The following is a 16,534-nucleotide window of genomic DNA, read 5'->3' as shown; positions in this document are numbered from 1 at the left end:
GCTGCTAGCTGTCTGTGTCTTCTTTTAGTAAAGGAATCGCAATCACAAAAGAAGTGCCGGCACTGGAGCTTTTAACTGAAAGCGGCCAATCGTTCTTTTTAACGATAGAAGAGACAATGAACAGGCCTAAGCCGGTTCCGCCGCTGGCTGTTTTGGTTGTAAAGAAGGGTGTAAATATTTTGTCTTCGATTTCTTTAGGAATACCGGGACCGTTATCGGTAATTTGAATCAGTGCGAACTGCTTATCACGATAGACAACGGAGTGTTCCTGAAATTGCTTGACCTCATACTCATTGGCTTGTTTGACCAGTACACTGATTTCGGTATTGATCTGGCGGGCCTGGTAGGCATTGGTTAACAAGTTATACAAGATGACATGCAGCTCTTCTTTTTCAAAGTAGCTAAATCCGGTGGTGTGCTCTTCAAAGCGCAGCTTAACAGTTCTAGGAATCAGAATCTGCATTGTTTCAATCGCTTCTGAAACAGCGGCAGTGATATTTACTTTTTCTTTTGTATTGGAAGCAACCTTGGAAAATCTTAGAACATTGGAGGAAAGCTTTTGTCCTCGCTGAGCGGCGTGGTAAACTTCCTGCAAATCAGTAACCAGTTCTTCATTGTCTTTATGTTCGTCAATCATTAATTGCAGATTGCCGATCATCGGTGTCAAGAAATTATTCATATCATGAACAATGGAAGTGGTTAATAAGCCAATGGTTTCCAGCTTGGATTCTTGAAGCATGCTTTTTTCCAAGGAATGCCGTTCGTCCATCAATTTTTGCCGTTCCAACAGCCGCAGGTTTTCCATGTAGCTTTGGTTACGGCGGGCGTAGTTGCGCATGCTGATGGCCATCATGAAGATTACCGCCAGTAAGATTCCCAGCAAGCCAAGAATGATCATACTTTCTTGCAGGGCATTGCCGTTTTGCTCGTAAAAGTCTAAGTTGGTGGCTACTACCCATCTGGCTTCGCCAATGTTGATCCATTCGTAGGCGGCCAGCTTTAAGACGCGGGGCGGATTTGGTTGATCCCACCAATAGGAATAATAGCTCATGGTTCCTTCAAGGTTGGCCAGCTGGGTTTTCTCCAGGCGTTCCAAGTCCGTGTAATCAAAATCAGGGTATTGTCTTTGGCGGTCTTCAATAATCGACCAGCTGATTTGCTCGCTGGAGGGATGCATAACCACCTTCATGTCCTGATCCTTGATCATGGTGTAGCCGTTAAACTTATCTTCAGTTGAAGAAAGGGTAGACAAATAAAGCTTTTCTAAATCCAAAGGCATTACCAAGAGAGCAATCGCCTGATTTTCATTGTCTGTGATGGGGCGGTAAAGATTCAAATAGGAGCGACTGTCCTCAAAATAGCTGTCACCATTTTGATGGACATTGCCTTCCAGCGCTTCAGCGAAGTACCGGTCCTTTTTTATGTAAGCCGGCAGTTCTGTCTGGGATGTCAGTTGGCGATCGTCTAGGGCCATACCGCTCAGCAGATTTCCTTGCGTATCCAGCAAAAAAAGCCCATCGATTGCGGCTGCTCTTTTATTTAAGCTCTTTTCAAGCTGCTCGGTTTGCGTTAATCTTAGAGGTGTATCATCTATAAATACATTTGAGGCATAGTCCTCCAGTGACAGGGAGTAGGTTTCAATCTCAAGTTTTAAAATATTGATTGCAAGATCGTTTATTTTAACAAGCTGATCAGACCCCATTTTCAAGGCATGTCTTTGAGTATTACGATAGGTAGTCGCCGTCACGACAATCCCAATGATCGTTAAAAGAAGTATACTGATCAGACTAATACTCAACCATTTATTTGAAGGTTTGTTCATAAATGATCCTTTCCGTAAATAAGGTAACAAGTCAACTAACAGGAGGAACGATTGTGAGAAACGAAAAGATTTTGGTTGTAGATGATGATCCAGCTATTCGGCGGCTAATCTGGAAATCACTGCAATCAACAGGTATTCTAATTTATCAAAGTGAATCGGTAGAAAAGACACTTGATATTATGAGTCGGGTAACATTCGACCTCTTCATTTTAGATATCAGCCTAGAGCATGAAAACGATGGCTATCACCTGGCTCAGCTGATTCGTGAGCAGGATATGGTTGTTCCGATCATTTTCCTTAGCGGTAAAAAGAATGAGGAAGATATCATCAATGGTCTGGAGGTCGGGGCTGATTATTACATGACGAAGCCGTTTTTGCCTAATCTGTTAAAGGCCCAAGTGGTAGCAACCCTGAACCGGGGAAAAGTACTTAGAAATCATAAAACAGTAGAGAACACCAACGAGATTATCGAAGGTGATTTTCGCTTCGACAAAAGCCGCTATCAGCTATTTAAAAAAGACCAGCCGATTAAGCTGTCTTCAAAAGAAATCAAGTTAATACAGTTTTTTATGGAAAATCCCGACCAGGTATTTACAAAGGAACAAATTTATCATAGCGTTTGGGGCGGTGGCGAATTAGACGCCAATACCATCATGGTCTTTATCAATCATTTGCGTAACAAGATTGAGGATGATCCGAAAAACGCCAAATATATCAAGACGATTTGGGGCTTAGGTTATACTTTTTTGCCTGAAGGGGAGTGAAACAAGCCTTCCAGCAGAGCAAAATAAATACCTAAAGCCAGTAAATCAGCGGCTCCACCAGGACTTAGGTGGCGCTTGGTTAATAGTATATCATAAGAAATCAGTTCATTGAGCAAGTCTTCTTCAGAAAGATTTGCTTGATGAATTTTTTTGCACTCCTCTTGAACCAGCAGCAGCCCTTCAAAACCGCCGCGATGCAGGAGGTTGTTGTCCTCAATTTCACTCATTAAATACACCAAGCTGCGTAAAAGCAGCAGATGAGTTTCTTCCTCTTTGCCAGCACGTAAAAATGGCAGCAGATGATCTGCTAGGCTAGGGTAGCCTTCAGCCGCTTCTCCGCGAATACCGGTAATGCCTTTTTCCAAATACAACCGTTCACCATAGGTCAGCTGCTTTTTCTCATGAAGTCGATCAAAATCTTGTTGAACCAAATGCTTCGTCAAGTCACCTGCCAGCTGTAAAATCGCCTGAGTATCTTGGGGTGAAAAGGGTAGAGTCAGCTGTTTGTTTTGTTGGACATATTTTCCAGTAGCACCTAGTAGAACCGCAAAGGAAAAGTTGGCCCCTTTATGGGTGTTGATACCGTTAGTGGCGGTCAGCATCGCTTTTTCGGCCCGGCTTCCTGCCTGGCGCAGCTGGTCAAAGAGACTGATTAAGTCCCCAGTATGCTGATACCCTAACTGGTAATATTCTTGAAAAAAAGGGGCTAAGCTGTCAATACTTTTTTCAAAGGTAGAAAAGTCCATGTCATCATGGGCTCCGTTCGTCTTTTGATCCACTAAGCCCGGCTTGGGGGTTAAGGAAACCTCCTGCCACAGTGCTTCTTCGGCGTAGTGAACGATGGATGAAGCTAAATCAGTCAATTTTTCGCCGCTCCATTTCCTTCAAAATAAACTGCAACGAGCGTTCTAAATGCTCATGGGTAATTAAGGTAATTTGTTCAACATTGTTGGTGCGCATGCCGCGGTAAATCAGCCAATGCTCATCCAAGGCCAGCACGCGGCGATCTGAGGAACGAATGGCGATGTCCCGGAAATAAACCAGATAGGCCTGCAAATTAAGTACAATTGATTTTAAGCGAGGCATTTGGCTTTTTTCATAAATAAAAGCATTAAAGTCAGAGAAGTTCTTCAGGACTTCATCCACCTTGTTTTCTTTATTTAGCTGTTCACCGTGCTCCAGCAAGGCTTTTAGCTCAGCGAAGTCTTCTTCGGTCATGCTTTCCATGGCTTTAATCGTCGCCAAGGTATCCAGCGATTTGCGAATATCGTAGATTTCATAGGCATCCTTGATGCTGATGCCCTTGACTACAACGCCTACACGGGGAACGTGCTCCACCAGCTGCTCATTCACCAGCTGAGTCATGGCGTAGCGAATCGGGGTACGGCTGATGTTCAGTACTTCAGAAAATTCTTTTTCATTGATGCGGGAACCAGCCGGGATTTCTCCCAGGATGATGGTTTTTTTGAAAGCCTCATATATCAGAACTTTTAACGTCTTGTTTTGTGTCAGATCCAAATTTTTTCGAATTGCATCTACATAAGGGCTCATAATGTTTTCTCCTTTTTAAATACGGGTAAAAAAAGTAAAAGCAAGGCCAATAAATGACCTTGCTAGCTTTGCTTTTTTTATTGAGGGATGTAAAGCGGCATATAACCAAATAGTACAAGGGTAACAATGAAGATTACGAAAATACCTAGTGCGTATTTGGCTGATTCTTTTTGCCATTGACCCATGTCTAGTCCAGTTAGACGCAACAGCAAGTAAATGAATGCCACTAACGGACTCAATAAGTGGAACGCTTGTCCCATTAGTGAAGCTAACGCCATTTGCATATTTGTGAAGCCGTAAGAACGACCTGCTTCTGCTAATACTGGCAACACGCCGAAGTAGAAGCCATCATTGGAGATGAAGAAGGTACCTGGTGCCGAGATAAGGGCAATAACCAGTCCCCAGAAGCCTGCCAATTGTTTTGGAATAATAGTTGTAAAGCTGTTAGCTAGTGCAGTAGCCATACCTGAACCTTGGAACAAGCCCATGAATACGCCGGCTGCGAATACTAGGATAACTACTTGTACTGCATCGCCGCCGTTTGCGCCGATACGTGCTGATTGATGTTTCAACACTGGGTAGTTTACCATTAAAGCAATACATGTACCAACTAAGAACAACAATAATGGAGGAAGACCGATTGGCTCATAGAATGATCCGGCAACTAGCCAAGCGATCAAGCCGATAGTCAAGATTCCATTGAAAATGAAGTTTTTCGGACGACGGATTTCCAAAGTTTCTGGATCAGTAACAGTTGTCATTTCTTCAATTTCAGCATCTGATAATTCGGTAACACCTAAGCGAGCACGTTCTTGTTTACCCATACGACGAGCAACGAACAAGATGACATAAAGTAATGAAAGAACCATACCAGGAGCTAGGTAGCTCAAGATGTCTGCGTCTACTTCTAATACTGCCATTGCCCGAGCTGTAGGTCCGCCCCATGGCAATAAGTTCATGATGGTATTTTGCAGGATAACCAAAACACCCAAGTTCATCATTTTCATATTTAGTTTCTTATAAATAGGAATAAAAGCTGAACAACAAATCAATGTTGTGGTTGTTCCGTCACCGTTTAATGATACGGCAGCAGCTACAACTGATGTTGCGATCAATACTTTCATTGGATCGCCTTTAGCAAAGTGAATCATTTTCTTAGTAACTGGATCGAACAAACCAGCATCCAACATAATAGAGAAATATAAAATAGCAAAAAGCAACATAATCCCTGTAGTGGAGGTGGTGCTAATCCCTTCTAATACAAATTCTCCGATATTTCCTTTTTCCGCTACCCCTGCCGCCATGGCAATCAAGGTAAAGATCAATGGGATAATTACCAGTGATGTAAATGGAGACATTTTCTTTTTCATGATTACGAACATAAATACGATAATCATTAAGTAAGATAGTACTGTTAATAACATAAATTCCCTTCCTTTCTCATAATGAAACGATAACCCTCTTTTTTTGTAAGCGGTGACAGATTCTGTCGATAATATCTGAAATAATTCAATTGCAATATCCTGGACGTTATTTTTTTGACAAAACTGAAATCGCTTTACGGGTCTAATGATAATCAATTCACAATCAACAAAAAAGGGGTAACAGGCAAAAAGAACAGTAAAAAGACAATTGTCATCTCGAACTCTTACTGATTGCTTAACAAGATATTAATAGAATCTTAACGGCTCGAAAACGTTGATTTATCAAGGTTTCTGGGCGTTTGGCTAGTTTTTTTCGCTGCAAGGAACAATGAAAGAACAATATTCGACAAGTTTGCACTACCCAACAGGGGAGAAAATCATTTACTCTTAGCTTAAGCAAAGAAATGTCAGAAAGGAGATTGCCGTGTCTATATTCGATAAGTTTTTTAAAAGGACACAAGACAGCGATGAAAGCCAAGTTGCTGTCGAAGCTTCTATAGAAAGTGTCCAAGAGAAAGATAACGATGAGTGGGAAGAACTACCAGCTTTTATTGAGACAGATGCCAGTGAATATGAATTGGTGAGTCTGATTGCTACTGCCATTGCCACGGGGGATCAACCGGAAAGTCAGTTTGTTGTTAAAAAAATTATGCAGCGCAATCCTGAGGCACAGTTGGTATCCGTGATTGCTGCAAGTCTTGCGGCTGGCAGTAATGAAGAAAGTCAGCTGAGCATAAGGAAATTATCTAAGAGAAAATAGGAGGAAGATCATGTTACGCAAGTTTAAGATCGCAATTGATGGAAAAGAATACTTAGTTGAAATGGAAGAAATCGGTGGCGTACCGCAGCCTGCACCAGTCGCTCCGGCACCTGTTGCCGCACCAGTACAAGCTGAAGCAGCACCGGCTCCAGCGCCAGAAGCAGCACCCGCACCAGCAGCACCGGCTGCCGCAGTTTCAGCAGGAGCTGATGCATTAACTGCTCCAATGCCAGGAACTATTTTGAAAATTTTAGTAAACCAAGGCGATGCAGTGAAACAAAACCAACCATTAATGATTTTAGAAGCAATGAAAATGGAAAACGAAATTGTTGCGAACAACGACGGAACTGTTACTGGAATTCACGTAACACAAGGTCAAGTAGTTAACCCAGGAGAAGCTTTAATCACTGTTGGATAAAAAGAGTTTTTAAATAGTAGAAAGAGGAAGTGAAATTTTTTGGAAACATTGATTGAAGGAGTTATCGGCATGGGCCAAGAGCCAGGCCGGATTGTAATGATGATCATCGGTGGCGTGCTGATGTACTTGGGTATCAAAAAAGAGTACGAACCAACCTTGCTGGTACCGATGGGATTAGGAACAATTTTAGTCAATTTCCCTAATTCAGGGGTATTGAGTGCTGCAGGAGAGCCTGGACCGTTTCAGGTGTTGTTTGATTTTGGGATTAGTACTGAATTATTCCCGTTGCTATTGTTTATTGGGATTGGCGCAATGATCGACTTTGGTCCATTGCTGCAAAATCCGTTTCTATTGTTGTTTGGAGCTGCGGCTCAATTCGGAATTTTCTTTACCATCATCGTAGCTGTCTTGCTAGGCTTTGACATTAACGATGCGGCGTCAATCGGAATTATCGGTGCTGCCGATGGTCCGACATCGATCTTCGTTGCCAACACCTTGAACTCTAAGTACATGGGGGCAATCATGGTAGCGGCTTACTCTTACATGGCCTTGGTTCCAATTATCCAGCCTGTAGCGATTAAAGCAGTTACTACTAAGAAAGAACGTCAGATCAAAATGAGCTACCGCGCTGGTGAAATTTCACAAACAGCGAAAATCTTGTTCCCAGTGGTCATTTCAGTCGTAGCTGGTTTGATTGCACCGGTATCCTTGCCATTGGTTGGTTTCCTAATGTTCGGGAACTTGCTGAGAGAATGTGGCGTGTTAGAGCGTCTGTCACTAACTGCTCAAAACGAGTTAGTAAACATCATCAGTATTTTACTAGGTCTTTCAATTTCAGTTAAGATGCAATTCGCAGAGTTCTTGCAAGTTGACACCTTGATGGTTATCGGACTAGGATTAGTTGCCTTCGTAATGGATTCAGTGGGTGGCGTACTATTCGCTAAATTCCTGAACCTGTTCCGTAAAGAAAAAATCAATCCAATGATTGGTGCAGCTGGTATCTCAGCTTTCCCAATGTCTAGTCGGGTTATCCAAAAGATGGCTACTGAAGAAGATCCTCAAAACTTTATCTTGATGCACGCTGCTGGAGCGAACGTTTCTGGTCAGATTGCTTCAGTTATTGCCGGCGGTCTGTTGTTAGCCTTGTTAGTTTAGGAAGGAGAAAAAGATGTCAGCTGATTTATTAACCGCATTAGAATTATTGGTATTTGGATGGGGCGGCGTGTTCGTCGTTATTTTGATCATTTACCTTGCCTCTCAAATGCTAGCAAAGATGTTCCCAGTCAAAAAATAAAGAAGGGATCTTACAATGTTTGAATTAAAAAGAATCTGGTTAGATAAGGATAAGAAAATGTTTCAGCAGTGGGCCAAACTGATGGAACGTTCAGGATTAAGCTCCAAAGAGAGCACCGAATATACTGTCGGTGTTCTTAATGAAGGCGTGTTGATTGCTTCCGGTTCTTATGAAAAGAACATCATCAAATGCTTAGCTGTAGACAAAGAATATCAGTCAGAAAACTTATTAACTCAAATCATGATCCATTTAATGGAACGGATGCGAGAAAAAGATGAAACTCATTATTTCTTGTACACCAAACCTAGTGAAGCGAAAATTTTTCATTCACTAGGGTTCCATACAATTGTTGAAAATGAGTCGGTGCTCTTTACCGAGCAAGGCTCACCCAACATTTACGATTATCAGGAGCTGCTGGAAGAGCACAAGCACGAAGGTGTTGCCAGCAGCATCGTGATGAATGCTAATCCGTTTACCAAAGGGCATCAGTTTTTAGTGGAAATGGCATCAGCTAAAAGTGATCATGTTTATGTCTTTGTCTTATCGGAAAATCGCTCTGAGTTTTCCACCGAAGACCGGATCAACATGGTGAAATTAGGGGTTAGTCATTTGCCGAATGTTACCGTACTGCCAAGTCGTGATTACATGGTATCAACGGCGACATTTCCAACGTATTTCTTAAAAGAGCATGCACCATTAGATGTTTCGAAGACCCAGGCGTCAGTCGATGCGCAATTGTTTAAAGAAAAAATTGCCCCGATTTTGAATATTCGTTCTCGTTTCGTAGGGGAGGAACCATTTTCGCCGGTAACAGAGGTTTACAATCGTTCACTGCAACAAGTGTTTGGTGATGAGTTAACCTTAGAAATTGTTCCCCGTAAAGAAGTTGAAGGCGTTGCAATCAGTGCAACGAATGTTCGCAAGGCCTTAAAGGAAAAAGATGGCCAATTGCTCGCTCATCTTATTCCGAAAACAACCTATGACTATTTGAAAAAAATAAAGAAAATAGAGGTGGAGTTAAGTGGAAATTACTAAGAGCGCTGTAGCAGGCACAGTAGAATCAAGCGACATTATGATTACATTGGACCCAAGTGATGGCGGAAAGATCGAAATTGAATTAGACAGCAGTGTCGAAAAACAATTTGGTGACCAAATCCGTAAAGTAATCAAAGAAACATTGGAAAAATTGGAGATCACTTCAGCTAAAGTAGTTGCTGTAGACAAAGGTGCATTGGATTGTACTGTTCAAGCCAGAACTGTAACTGCAGCTTATCGGGCTGCTGACAAAGCTGACTACAATTGGAAGGAGATCGACTCATGGAACGTTTAAGAAGAACAATGATGTTTGTACCAGGTGCAAATGCTGCAATGCTAAGAGATGCACCACTATACGGAGCAGATTCGATTATGTTTGACTTAGAGGATGCTGTCTCTTTGAAAGAAAAAGATTCTTCTCGGACATTGGTCCATTTTGCTTTGAAGACTTTTGATTATAGTCAAGTTGAAACAGTGGTTCGTATTAACGGTTTGGATACAGTCGGCGCTTTGGATATCGAAGCAATGGTATTAGCCGGTGTAAATGTAATCCGCTTGCCAAAAACGGAAACAGCTCAAGATATTGTTGATGTGGATGAAGTGATCACCCAAGTTGAAAAAGACAACGGCATTGAAGTAGGTACGACTAAAATGATGGCGGCAATTGAATCGGCTGAGGGCACATTAAATGCTCGGGAGATTGCAAAAGCTTCAGACCGTCTAATTGGTATCGCTTTAGGAGCCGAAGATTACGTAACCAACATGAAAACACGTCGTTATCCTGATGGACAAGAGCTATTCTTTGCCCGCAGCATGATCCTACACGCTGCTCGTGCAGCTGGAATCGCAGCGATCGATACAGTTTATTCTGATGTGGAAAATACTGAAGGCTTCCAAAACGAAGTTCGTTTAATCAAACAACTTGGCTTTGATGGAAAATCAGTCATCAACCCGCGTCAAATTCCGTTAGTTAATAAGATCTATGCACCAACTGAAAAAGAAATTCAGAACGCGAAAGAAGTTATTTGGGCAATCCGCGAAGCAGAATCAAAAGGCTCTGGCGTTATTTCCTTGAACGGCAAGATGATTGATAAACCAATCGTTGAACGGGCTGAACGAGTAATTGCTTTAGCTAAAGCGGCGAAACTAATAACCGAGGAGGATATTTAATTATGGTAATGAATAAGGTTAATCGTGATATTCCTCAGGCATTTGCTGATCAATACAACGTATACGAAGGTGAACTTGCTAATATCAACACCTATCAAGAAGCTAGCCGTCACATCCAGCCTAAGCGTCCGCGGGATCAAAAATTAGTCGGCAGCTTAAGAGAAGCAATTGAAAAAACTGGTTTGAAAGATGGCATGACGATTTCTTTCCACCATCATTTCCGTGAAGGCGACTTCGTGATGAACATGGTGATGCAGGAAATTGCGGACATGGGCATTAAAAATCTGTCGATTGCACCAAGTTCGATTGCCAATGTGCACGAACCGTTAATTAAACACATTAAAAACGGCGTAGTTACCAACATTACTTCCAGTGGTTTGCGGGATAAAGTTGGGGCAGCTATTTCTAAAGGAATCATGGAAAATCCAGTAGTCATTCGTTCTCATGGTGGACGTGCTCGCGCAGTTTCGGCTGGGGACATTCACATTGATGTTGCCTTTTTAGGTGCACCAAGCTCGGATGAGTACGGCAATGCCAATGGAACAGTTGGTAAGGCTACTTGTGGTTCTTTAGGTTACGCAATGGTAGATGCAAAATATGCTGACCAAGTAGTAATCATTACTGATACTTTAGTGCCCTTCCCGAATACACCAATCAGCATTCCGCAAACGGATGTCGATTTCGTGGTTGAAGTAGATGCAATTGGTGATCCTAAAGGGATTGCGAAAGGTGCGACTCGTTTTACCAAGAACCCGAAAGAATTATTGATTGCTGAATATGCAGCCAAAGTAATTACTGGTTCTCCTTACTATAAAGATGGTTTTTCTTTCCAAACTGGAACCGGCGGAGCTTCACTAGCTGTTTCTCGTTTCTTGCGGGAAGCTATGATCAAAGATGACATTAAAGCCAGCTTTGCACTAGGCGGAATTACTAATGCCATGGTTGAATTGTTAGAAGAAGGCTTAGTTGGAAAGATCATCGACGTGCAAGATTTCGATCATCCATCAGCGATTTCTTTAGGTAAAAATGCGCAGCATTATGAAATTGATGCTAATATGTATGCTTCACCATTAAGCAAGGGATCATTTATCAATCAGCTGGATACCGCAATTTTATCGGCTTTGGAAATTGATACCAACTTTAACGTGAATGTAATGACCGGTTCAGACGGAATTATCCGCGGCGCATCTGGCGGACACTCTGATACAAGTATGGCTTGTAAAATGAGCTTAGTTATTTCACCATTGGTTCGCGGAAGAATTCCAACAATCGTTGATGAAGTAAACACAGTGATTACTCCTGGCGACAGTATTGATGTAGTAATTACTGAAGTAGGGATTGCTATCAATCCGAAACGTCAAGATTTAATTGATCATTTCAAAGAATTAGACGTGCCGCAATTCACCATCGAAGAATTAAAAGAAAAAGCTTACAGTATCGTTGGGAATCCCGAGCCTATCGAATACGGAGATAAAGTCGTAGCGCTAATCGAATACCGGGATGGGACGATTATTGATGTTGTCAAAAACGTCTAAAGATTTATTTGACGGGCCAGAAATTACGTTAGAAGAAATGCTTGAAAGTCGTGAAGAACGCGCAGCTATGCAAAAGGAACTACTGCATGCTGACACCCAAAGCACACTGCTTTGCGCTACGATGAATATACCAGGTTCAGTTAAGACCTCTATGAAGCTAGAAGAAATCTTCAAGACGATCACTGAAGCCATTGAGCAGGAGCTAACAGGCATTTCGCCTAATGCAAATCTTTATTGGGAAAAGAATACTGGTCTTGAATATTACTTGCTGCTGCCAATGAAGCCCGAAGAACTAAAGGCGAAGATGGTCCAAATTGAAGAAACACATCCTTATGGACGATTAGTAGACTTAGATGTTCTTTGGCAGGAAGCAGAAGAAATAAAAAGTATCAGTCGGGAAGCTCTCGGAGTTGCACCGCGTCGCTGCTTTATTTGCGATAAAAATGCAAAAGAATGCGGTCGGGCAAGAACACATTCAATTTCAGAGATGCACCAAGCAATTGCCCAGATTGTTGAAAAGGAAGAGGAGCTGAAAAATGGCTAAAAAGATCCAGTTTACAGAAACGGTTTTACGCGATGGTCAGCAAAGCCAAATCGCAACTCGCATGCCGACTGCCGATATGCTGCCAATTTTAAAAACTTTAGATGAAGCAGGCTACCATGCACTAGAAATGTGGGGAGGCGCAACCTTTGACTCATGTATTCGTTTCTTAAACGAAGACCCATGGGAAAGACTGCGTTTAATCCGTAAAGAAGTAAAAAATACGAAATTACAAATGTTATTACGTGGACAAAACTTATTAGGGTACAAAAACTACTCTGATGATGTTGTTCGTGAATTTGTTGAAAAATCGATCAAAAATGGGATTGATATTATTCGGGTATTTGATGCCTTGAATGATACCCGTAATTTAAAAACGGCAGTTACCGCGGCTAAAGAAGCTGGCGGACATTGCCAAACAGCGATTTCTTATACAACCAGTGATATCCATACAGTGGATTATTTTGTTAAGCTGGCGAAAGAAATGGCAGCTATGGGTGCTGATTCTATCTGTATCAAAGATATGGCCGGCGTATTAACGCCGCAAACTGGTTTTGAACTAGTTACCCGTATCAAAGACGGAATTGACCTGCCTTTAGAAGTGCATACTCATGCAACTAGCGGAATTTCTGAAATGACTTATCTGAAAGTCGCAGAAGCTGGTGCGGATATTATCGATACAGCGATTTCTTCTTTCTCTAGTGGGACTAGCCAGCCGGCAACGGAATCAATGGCTTTAGCGTTGGAAGAAATGGGCTTTGATACTGGTTTGAAGATGGATAAGGTCAGTGAAATTGCTGATTACTTTAATCCGATTCGCGACCGTTTCAGAGAAGAAGGCATTTTGAATCCAAAAATTAAAGATATCGAACCAAAAACCTTGATCTATCAAGTACCTGGCGGCATGTTGTCCAATCTGCTTAGCCAGTTAACTGAGCAAGGCATGCAAGACAAGTACGAAGAAGTGTTAAGCGAAGTACCAAAAGTTCGGGCTGATTTAGGTTATCCGCCGCTTGTGACTCCTTTGTCGCAAATGGTTGGTACTCAATCACTAATGAACGTGATCTCAAAAGAACGCTACAAATTGGTTCCATCTGAGATTAAGGATTATGTTCGCGGATTATACGGTCGCCCCCCAGCGCCGATTGATGCAGCAATCCAAGAAAAAATTATTGGGGACGAAGAAGTAGTAACTGTACGTCCTGCTGATTTAATTGAACCTCAGCTTCCTGGTTTCCAAGAGGAAATCAAAGAGTACGCTAAATCAGAAGAAGATGTACTAATGTACGCTTTATTCCCACAACAGGCCAAAGATTTCCTTGGCCGCAGAGAAGATAAATTCTACGATGTTCCGCTTCAAACGGTTCAAGTAGCAATTGATATTCCTTAAATTTGTGTCCTCCTTATATAAGAGTTAGATAGAAAAAGAAGAAACAGTCACCTCTGACAGCTGTTTCTTCTTTTTTTTGACTTTTAAAGAAAGTATAAGATATTCACAATTAGAAAGCTTATTAAACCAATTCTAATGGTGTCCGGCTTCACAAACTAGCTTTGTCGGCAATAAGCAAAAATTTTGAGAAACTTGAGGAGCAGTTTATCAAAATTTTAGTCTTATTGCTCCAAAGCTGAGCGAGTTTGCGAAGCCTTTCTTATTGTGGGCTGGATTGGGTTTAGTGCTAGGGTGGGGCTTCTGCTATAATAAAGGCGAGAAAGCAGGGGGATGCTATGGACTTTAATGAGCTGAAAAAACAGCTGTGGGCGGAAAATGAAATCGAACAGGAGCAGCGGATTGAAGGCTATAATGTCAACGATCAGCATTTGCCTTATGAGGAAGAAGCGATTCCTAAGATGCCGGGGAAATCCTTCTTTAAGGAGGGTAACATCTTTATTAACAAGCACCATCGCTATTCCGAAATGCCGGCCCATACCCATGAGTTTGTGGAGTTTAACTACATGCTATCCGGCAGCTGCGTGCAGTATGTTAATGACAAGCGGATCGAGCTGCAAGAAGGCGAAATTTTGCTGATGGACAAGGACATTGTTCAACGAATTGATGCCTTGGCTGAGGACGATATTTTAATTAACATCCTGCTGAAGGGGGACTCCATCACTACTGAAATTGTCGTCAACATGGTGAAATCCAATGGCCTGGTAAATGAATTCTTGATGAATGCCTCCAATGACTACGGCAGCCATGACGACTTTATCCATTTTCATTGCGGGAACAACCAAGAGGTGAAGGGGATTGTCCGCCGGATGATGCTGGAATACTTTAACAAGGGAAATTATTATATGCGGGCCATGAATCTATGGCTGTCCTTGTTGATGATCGAGTTGACCCGGGCGATCGAAGAAGACAGCCTGGAGCAGTCCAGCGAGCAGGATGAAGAGATTCTGAACATCCTGCGTTACATTGAGGCCAATTATGCCAGCTTGACGTTAACCAAGCTGTCCAAGCATTTTGGCTACAATTCCAACTATATCAGTAACAAATTAAAGAAGGAAACCGGCCGCTCTTTTCAGGAATTAATCAACTCGCTGCGTTACCAAACTGCCTTGGAATTAATGGAGGAAACGGATAAGACATTTGAAGAGATTTCCTATGAGTTAGGCTTTGAAACGGTGCCCTCCTTGTACAAATTGTTGGCTAAATACACGGAAAAGACGCCAAAAGAGCTGAAACAAAGCATTTTAGAAAAAAGAAAAAATCAATAGTAAATAGAAGCGCTCGATAGAGAGCGCTTCTATTTTTTTGTCTTGATCTGTGAAATGGATAAGAAACGTGTGGGATTTTGCAATGGCTGAAAAGTGGTGATGCGCTTACAATCTAAGTAGTTAATAAATAGCTACTACGAAAAAACAAGGAGAGTGTTTAAGCGTGAGTAAACAAAAAAGCTCAACATTGGTGAAGGAATATTCACCATTAGCAACAGCCGCTGGTATCGGCTCAATGTTAGGTTCAGGTTGTATTGTCGGATTGTCAGCAACTATTCCCGTTTGGCAAAGAGGTCTGGATTTGACCGCTGGACAAGTCGGGATCATTTCAGGAGGGTTAACCTTCGCCATTGCCTTCGGTTCATTATTCGCTGGACAAATTACGAAGGGCTTCGGCTTGATCCGATCCTTTAACTGGTTGAATTTGTTTTATGCTGTCGGCGCAGGGGTTTGTATCTTATCCAACAGCTTTGTAATGCTGCTGGCTGGTGTGATTGTGATGGGGATTGCTTCTGGGGCGGATCTGCCAATTAGTTTAACTGTCGTGTCTCATGATGCACCGGATGAAAATACTTCGGCTCAGCTAGTTTCATCGACGCAAATCTTTTGGCAAATCGGGGTCTTTATTTCTTACATCTGTTCCTTCCTGCTTTCGGGAATTGAAGGGGTCTTAGGAGCACGAATTGTTTTCGGTATTTTATTCGCTTTTGCACTAATCACTTGGTTATGGCGCTCGCTTTCACAAAAATTCAAACGATTCCATGAAGAAGGAGCGGCTCGTCAGTTAGCACAAAAAGCAACGCAAAGCTCTACGCAGGAAGTTTCCTTCAAAACCGTCTTGTTTGGTAAAAACAAAAACAAATATCTTGGTTTCTTCGCAGCTATCTTGATTTTCTACGTATGCTGGAACTTGTTGGCAAACACTTGGGGCCAATTCCAAACCTATGCGTTGACGAATGCGGGTGCAAGCCAAACCCAAGCCACTGGTTTAGGAATTGTCTTGAATGTCGTTTCTCTAGCAACAACGATTGTCTTCGCATCGGTTGCCGGCGGAAAATTCCGGAACAAAGCGTTCTTCATCGGAGCATTTGTTCAGTTTGCGGCGATGATGGGCATGGCGTTAATCGGCGGCGGAGCAGGCTTTATCGCTCTAGCAATTACCATTGCCTTCTACAACTTCGGTAACCCGTTGGCAGGGGAAGCGATCTACAAAGTGTGGACGCAAGAGTCCTTCCCAGCAGAAGTTCGGGCGTCGCTGCAAGGCTTCATTAACGGCTTCTCTCGGATGTGCTGCGGCTTGTTCGCCTTCGTTACTCCGTTCTTAGTAGCACCTGATCGGATTCAAACGTCAATGTACGGCTTTGCCGGAATTGTATTACTAGCAACAATTGCTGGCGTGATCATGATGCGCCTGCAGAAAAAACACGGGGTGGGGGATCAACCCACCGAAGAACCAAAATTAAAAGACGCAACTGCTTAACACACAATTGAAGAAATCTCCTGTT

Annotated in this window: 17 protein-coding genes; 13 read left to right on the top strand and 4 right to left on the bottom strand. The window is 42.4% G+C overall.

Annotated features, from left to right (window positions below; all coding sequences use genetic code 11):
• Window positions 1–4 precede the first annotated feature (4 nt).
• Window positions 5–1,822 carry a sensor histidine kinase gene (locus JZO70_RS03255; RefSeq protein ID WP_207672097.1) on the bottom strand — a complete coding sequence of 606 codons (1,818 nt, stop codon included), beginning with the start codon at window positions 1,820–1,822 and terminating at the stop codon, window positions 5–7.
• 53 nt (window positions 1,823–1,875) lie between these two features.
• Here JZO70_RS03255 and JZO70_RS03250 point away from each other — a divergent pair, with 53 nt between their 5' ends.
• The gene (locus JZO70_RS03250; RefSeq protein ID WP_207672096.1) at window positions 1,876–2,586 is read left to right on the top strand and encodes a winged helix-turn-helix domain-containing protein; all 711 of its coding nucleotides are present in this window, start codon (window positions 1,876–1,878) and stop codon (window positions 2,584–2,586) included.
• Here the strand turns inward: JZO70_RS03250 and citG are convergent.
• From citG to JZO70_RS03235, 3 genes are all read right to left on the bottom strand, one after another.
• Window positions 2,559–3,449 carry a triphosphoribosyl-dephospho-CoA synthase CitG gene (gene citG / locus JZO70_RS03245; protein WP_207672095.1) on the bottom strand — a complete coding sequence of 297 codons (891 nt, stop codon included), beginning with the start codon at window positions 3,447–3,449 and terminating at the stop codon, window positions 2,559–2,561. The genes JZO70_RS03250 and citG overlap by 28 nt on opposite strands.
• Window positions 3,442–4,137, bottom strand: coding sequence for a GntR family transcriptional regulator (locus JZO70_RS03240; protein ID WP_207672094.1), 696 nt, complete (start codon window positions 4,135–4,137; stop codon window positions 3,442–3,444). Before JZO70_RS03240 ends, citG begins: the two co-directional genes overlap by 8 nt.
• A 77-nt stretch (window positions 4,138–4,214) precedes the next feature.
• On the bottom strand, window positions 4,215–5,561 hold the full coding sequence (locus JZO70_RS03235) for a CitMHS family transporter (protein ID WP_207672093.1): 1,347 nt from the start codon (window positions 5,559–5,561) through the stop codon (window positions 4,215–4,217).
• A 424-nt stretch (window positions 5,562–5,985) separates the two neighbouring features.
• Between JZO70_RS03235 and JZO70_RS03230 the strand changes: the two genes are divergently transcribed.
• The 12 genes from JZO70_RS03230 to JZO70_RS03180 all read left to right on the top strand — a co-directional run bounded on the left by JZO70_RS03230 (window position 5,986) and on the right by JZO70_RS03180 (window position 16,509).
• Entirely contained in the window at window positions 5,986–6,321 is a 336-nt protein-coding gene (locus tag JZO70_RS03230; protein ID WP_207672092.1) for a hypothetical protein, read from the top strand.
• A 10-nt stretch (window positions 6,322–6,331) separates the two neighbouring features.
• Window positions 6,332–6,739 (top strand): acetyl-CoA carboxylase biotin carboxyl carrier protein subunit, encoded by a 408-nt coding sequence (locus tag JZO70_RS03225; protein ID WP_207672091.1) that lies wholly within the window; start codon window positions 6,332–6,334, stop codon window positions 6,737–6,739.
• A 39-nt stretch (window positions 6,740–6,778) separates the two neighbouring features.
• Window positions 6,779–7,894 carry a sodium ion-translocating decarboxylase subunit beta gene (locus tag JZO70_RS03220; protein WP_207672090.1) on the top strand — a complete coding sequence of 372 codons (1,116 nt, stop codon included), beginning with the start codon at window positions 6,779–6,781 and terminating at the stop codon, window positions 7,892–7,894.
• A gap of 13 nt (window positions 7,895–7,907) precedes the next feature.
• A complete protein-coding gene (locus tag JZO70_RS22555; RefSeq protein ID WP_278252581.1) occupies window positions 7,908–8,033 on the top strand; it encodes an OadG-related small transporter subunit in 126 nt (41 codons plus the stop codon).
• A 15-nt stretch (window positions 8,034–8,048) separates the two neighbouring features.
• Window positions 8,049–9,068 carry a [citrate (pro-3S)-lyase] ligase gene (gene citC, locus JZO70_RS03215; RefSeq protein ID WP_207672089.1) on the top strand — a complete coding sequence of 340 codons (1,020 nt, stop codon included), beginning with the start codon at window positions 8,049–8,051 and terminating at the stop codon, window positions 9,066–9,068.
• On the top strand, window positions 9,055–9,363 hold the full coding sequence (citD, locus tag JZO70_RS03210; protein ID WP_207672088.1) for a citrate lyase acyl carrier protein: 309 nt from the start codon (window positions 9,055–9,057) through the stop codon (window positions 9,361–9,363). The genes citC and citD overlap by 14 nt, the downstream gene beginning before the upstream one ends.
• Window positions 9,351–10,238, top strand: a complete 888-nt coding sequence (gene citE / locus JZO70_RS03205; RefSeq protein WP_207672087.1) for a citrate (pro-3S)-lyase subunit beta — start codon at window positions 9,351–9,353, stop codon at window positions 10,236–10,238. The genes citD and citE overlap by 13 nt, the downstream gene beginning before the upstream one ends.
• 2 nt (window positions 10,239–10,240) lie before the next feature.
• Window positions 10,241–11,773 (top strand): citrate lyase subunit alpha, encoded by a 1,533-nt coding sequence (gene citF, locus JZO70_RS03200; protein ID WP_207672086.1) that lies wholly within the window; start codon window positions 10,241–10,243, stop codon window positions 11,771–11,773.
• Window positions 11,754–12,317 carry a citrate lyase holo-[acyl-carrier protein] synthase gene (gene citX, locus JZO70_RS03195; RefSeq protein ID WP_207672085.1) on the top strand — a complete coding sequence of 188 codons (564 nt, stop codon included), beginning with the start codon at window positions 11,754–11,756 and terminating at the stop codon, window positions 12,315–12,317. Before citF ends, citX begins: the two co-directional genes overlap by 20 nt.
• Entirely contained in the window at window positions 12,310–13,704 is a 1,395-nt protein-coding gene (locus JZO70_RS03190) for an oxaloacetate decarboxylase subunit alpha (RefSeq protein WP_207672084.1), read from the top strand. The genes citX and JZO70_RS03190 overlap by 8 nt, the downstream gene beginning before the upstream one ends.
• Window positions 13,705–14,039: 335 nt before the next feature.
• Window positions 14,040–15,029, top strand: a complete 990-nt coding sequence (locus JZO70_RS03185) for an AraC family transcriptional regulator (RefSeq protein WP_207672083.1) — start codon at window positions 14,040–14,042, stop codon at window positions 15,027–15,029.
• A gap of 163 nt (window positions 15,030–15,192) precedes the next feature.
• The gene (locus JZO70_RS03180) at window positions 15,193–16,509 is read left to right on the top strand and encodes an MFS transporter (RefSeq protein WP_207672082.1); all 1,317 of its coding nucleotides are present in this window, start codon (window positions 15,193–15,195) and stop codon (window positions 16,507–16,509) included.
• The last annotated feature ends 25 nt before the right edge of the window (window positions 16,510–16,534 follow it).

This window comes from Candidatus Enterococcus moelleringii (assembly GCF_017377575.1).
GTDB classification, from domain to species: Bacteria; Bacillota; Bacilli; order Lactobacillales; family Enterococcaceae; genus Enterococcus_A; species Enterococcus_A moelleringii.
This window is presented reverse-complemented; position numbering and strand designations above follow the sequence as displayed.

Bases quoted from the DNA above. Each gene is read 5' to 3' on its own strand.
- JZO70_RS03240 (WP_207672094.1), bottom strand. From the start codon at position 4,137: ATGAGCCCTTATGTAGATGCAATTCGAAAAAATTTGGATCTGACACAA.
- citX (WP_207672085.1), top strand. From the start codon at position 11,754: ATGTTGTCAAAAACGTCTAAAGATTTATTTGACGGGCCAGAAATTACG.
- JZO70_RS03235 (WP_207672093.1), bottom strand. From the start codon at position 5,561: ATGTTATTAACAGTACTATCTTACTTAATGATTATCGTATTTATGTTC.
- citC (WP_207672089.1), top strand. From the start codon at position 8,049: ATGTTTGAATTAAAAAGAATCTGGTTAGATAAGGATAAGAAAATGTTT.
- JZO70_RS03190 (WP_207672084.1), top strand. From the start codon at position 12,310: ATGGCTAAAAAGATCCAGTTTACAGAAACGGTTTTACGCGATGGTCAG.
- citF (WP_207672086.1), top strand. From the start codon at position 10,241: ATGGTAATGAATAAGGTTAATCGTGATATTCCTCAGGCATTTGCTGAT.
- JZO70_RS03225 (WP_207672091.1), top strand. From the start codon at position 6,332: ATGTTACGCAAGTTTAAGATCGCAATTGATGGAAAAGAATACTTAGTT.
- JZO70_RS22555 (WP_278252581.1), top strand. From the start codon at position 7,908: ATGTCAGCTGATTTATTAACCGCATTAGAATTATTGGTATTTGGATGG.
- JZO70_RS03185 (WP_207672083.1), top strand. From the start codon at position 14,040: ATGGACTTTAATGAGCTGAAAAAACAGCTGTGGGCGGAAAATGAAATC.
- citE (WP_207672087.1), top strand. From the start codon at position 9,351: ATGGAACGTTTAAGAAGAACAATGATGTTTGTACCAGGTGCAAATGCT.
- JZO70_RS03255 (WP_207672097.1), bottom strand. From the start codon at position 1,822: ATGAACAAACCTTCAAATAAATGGTTGAGTATTAGTCTGATCAGTATA.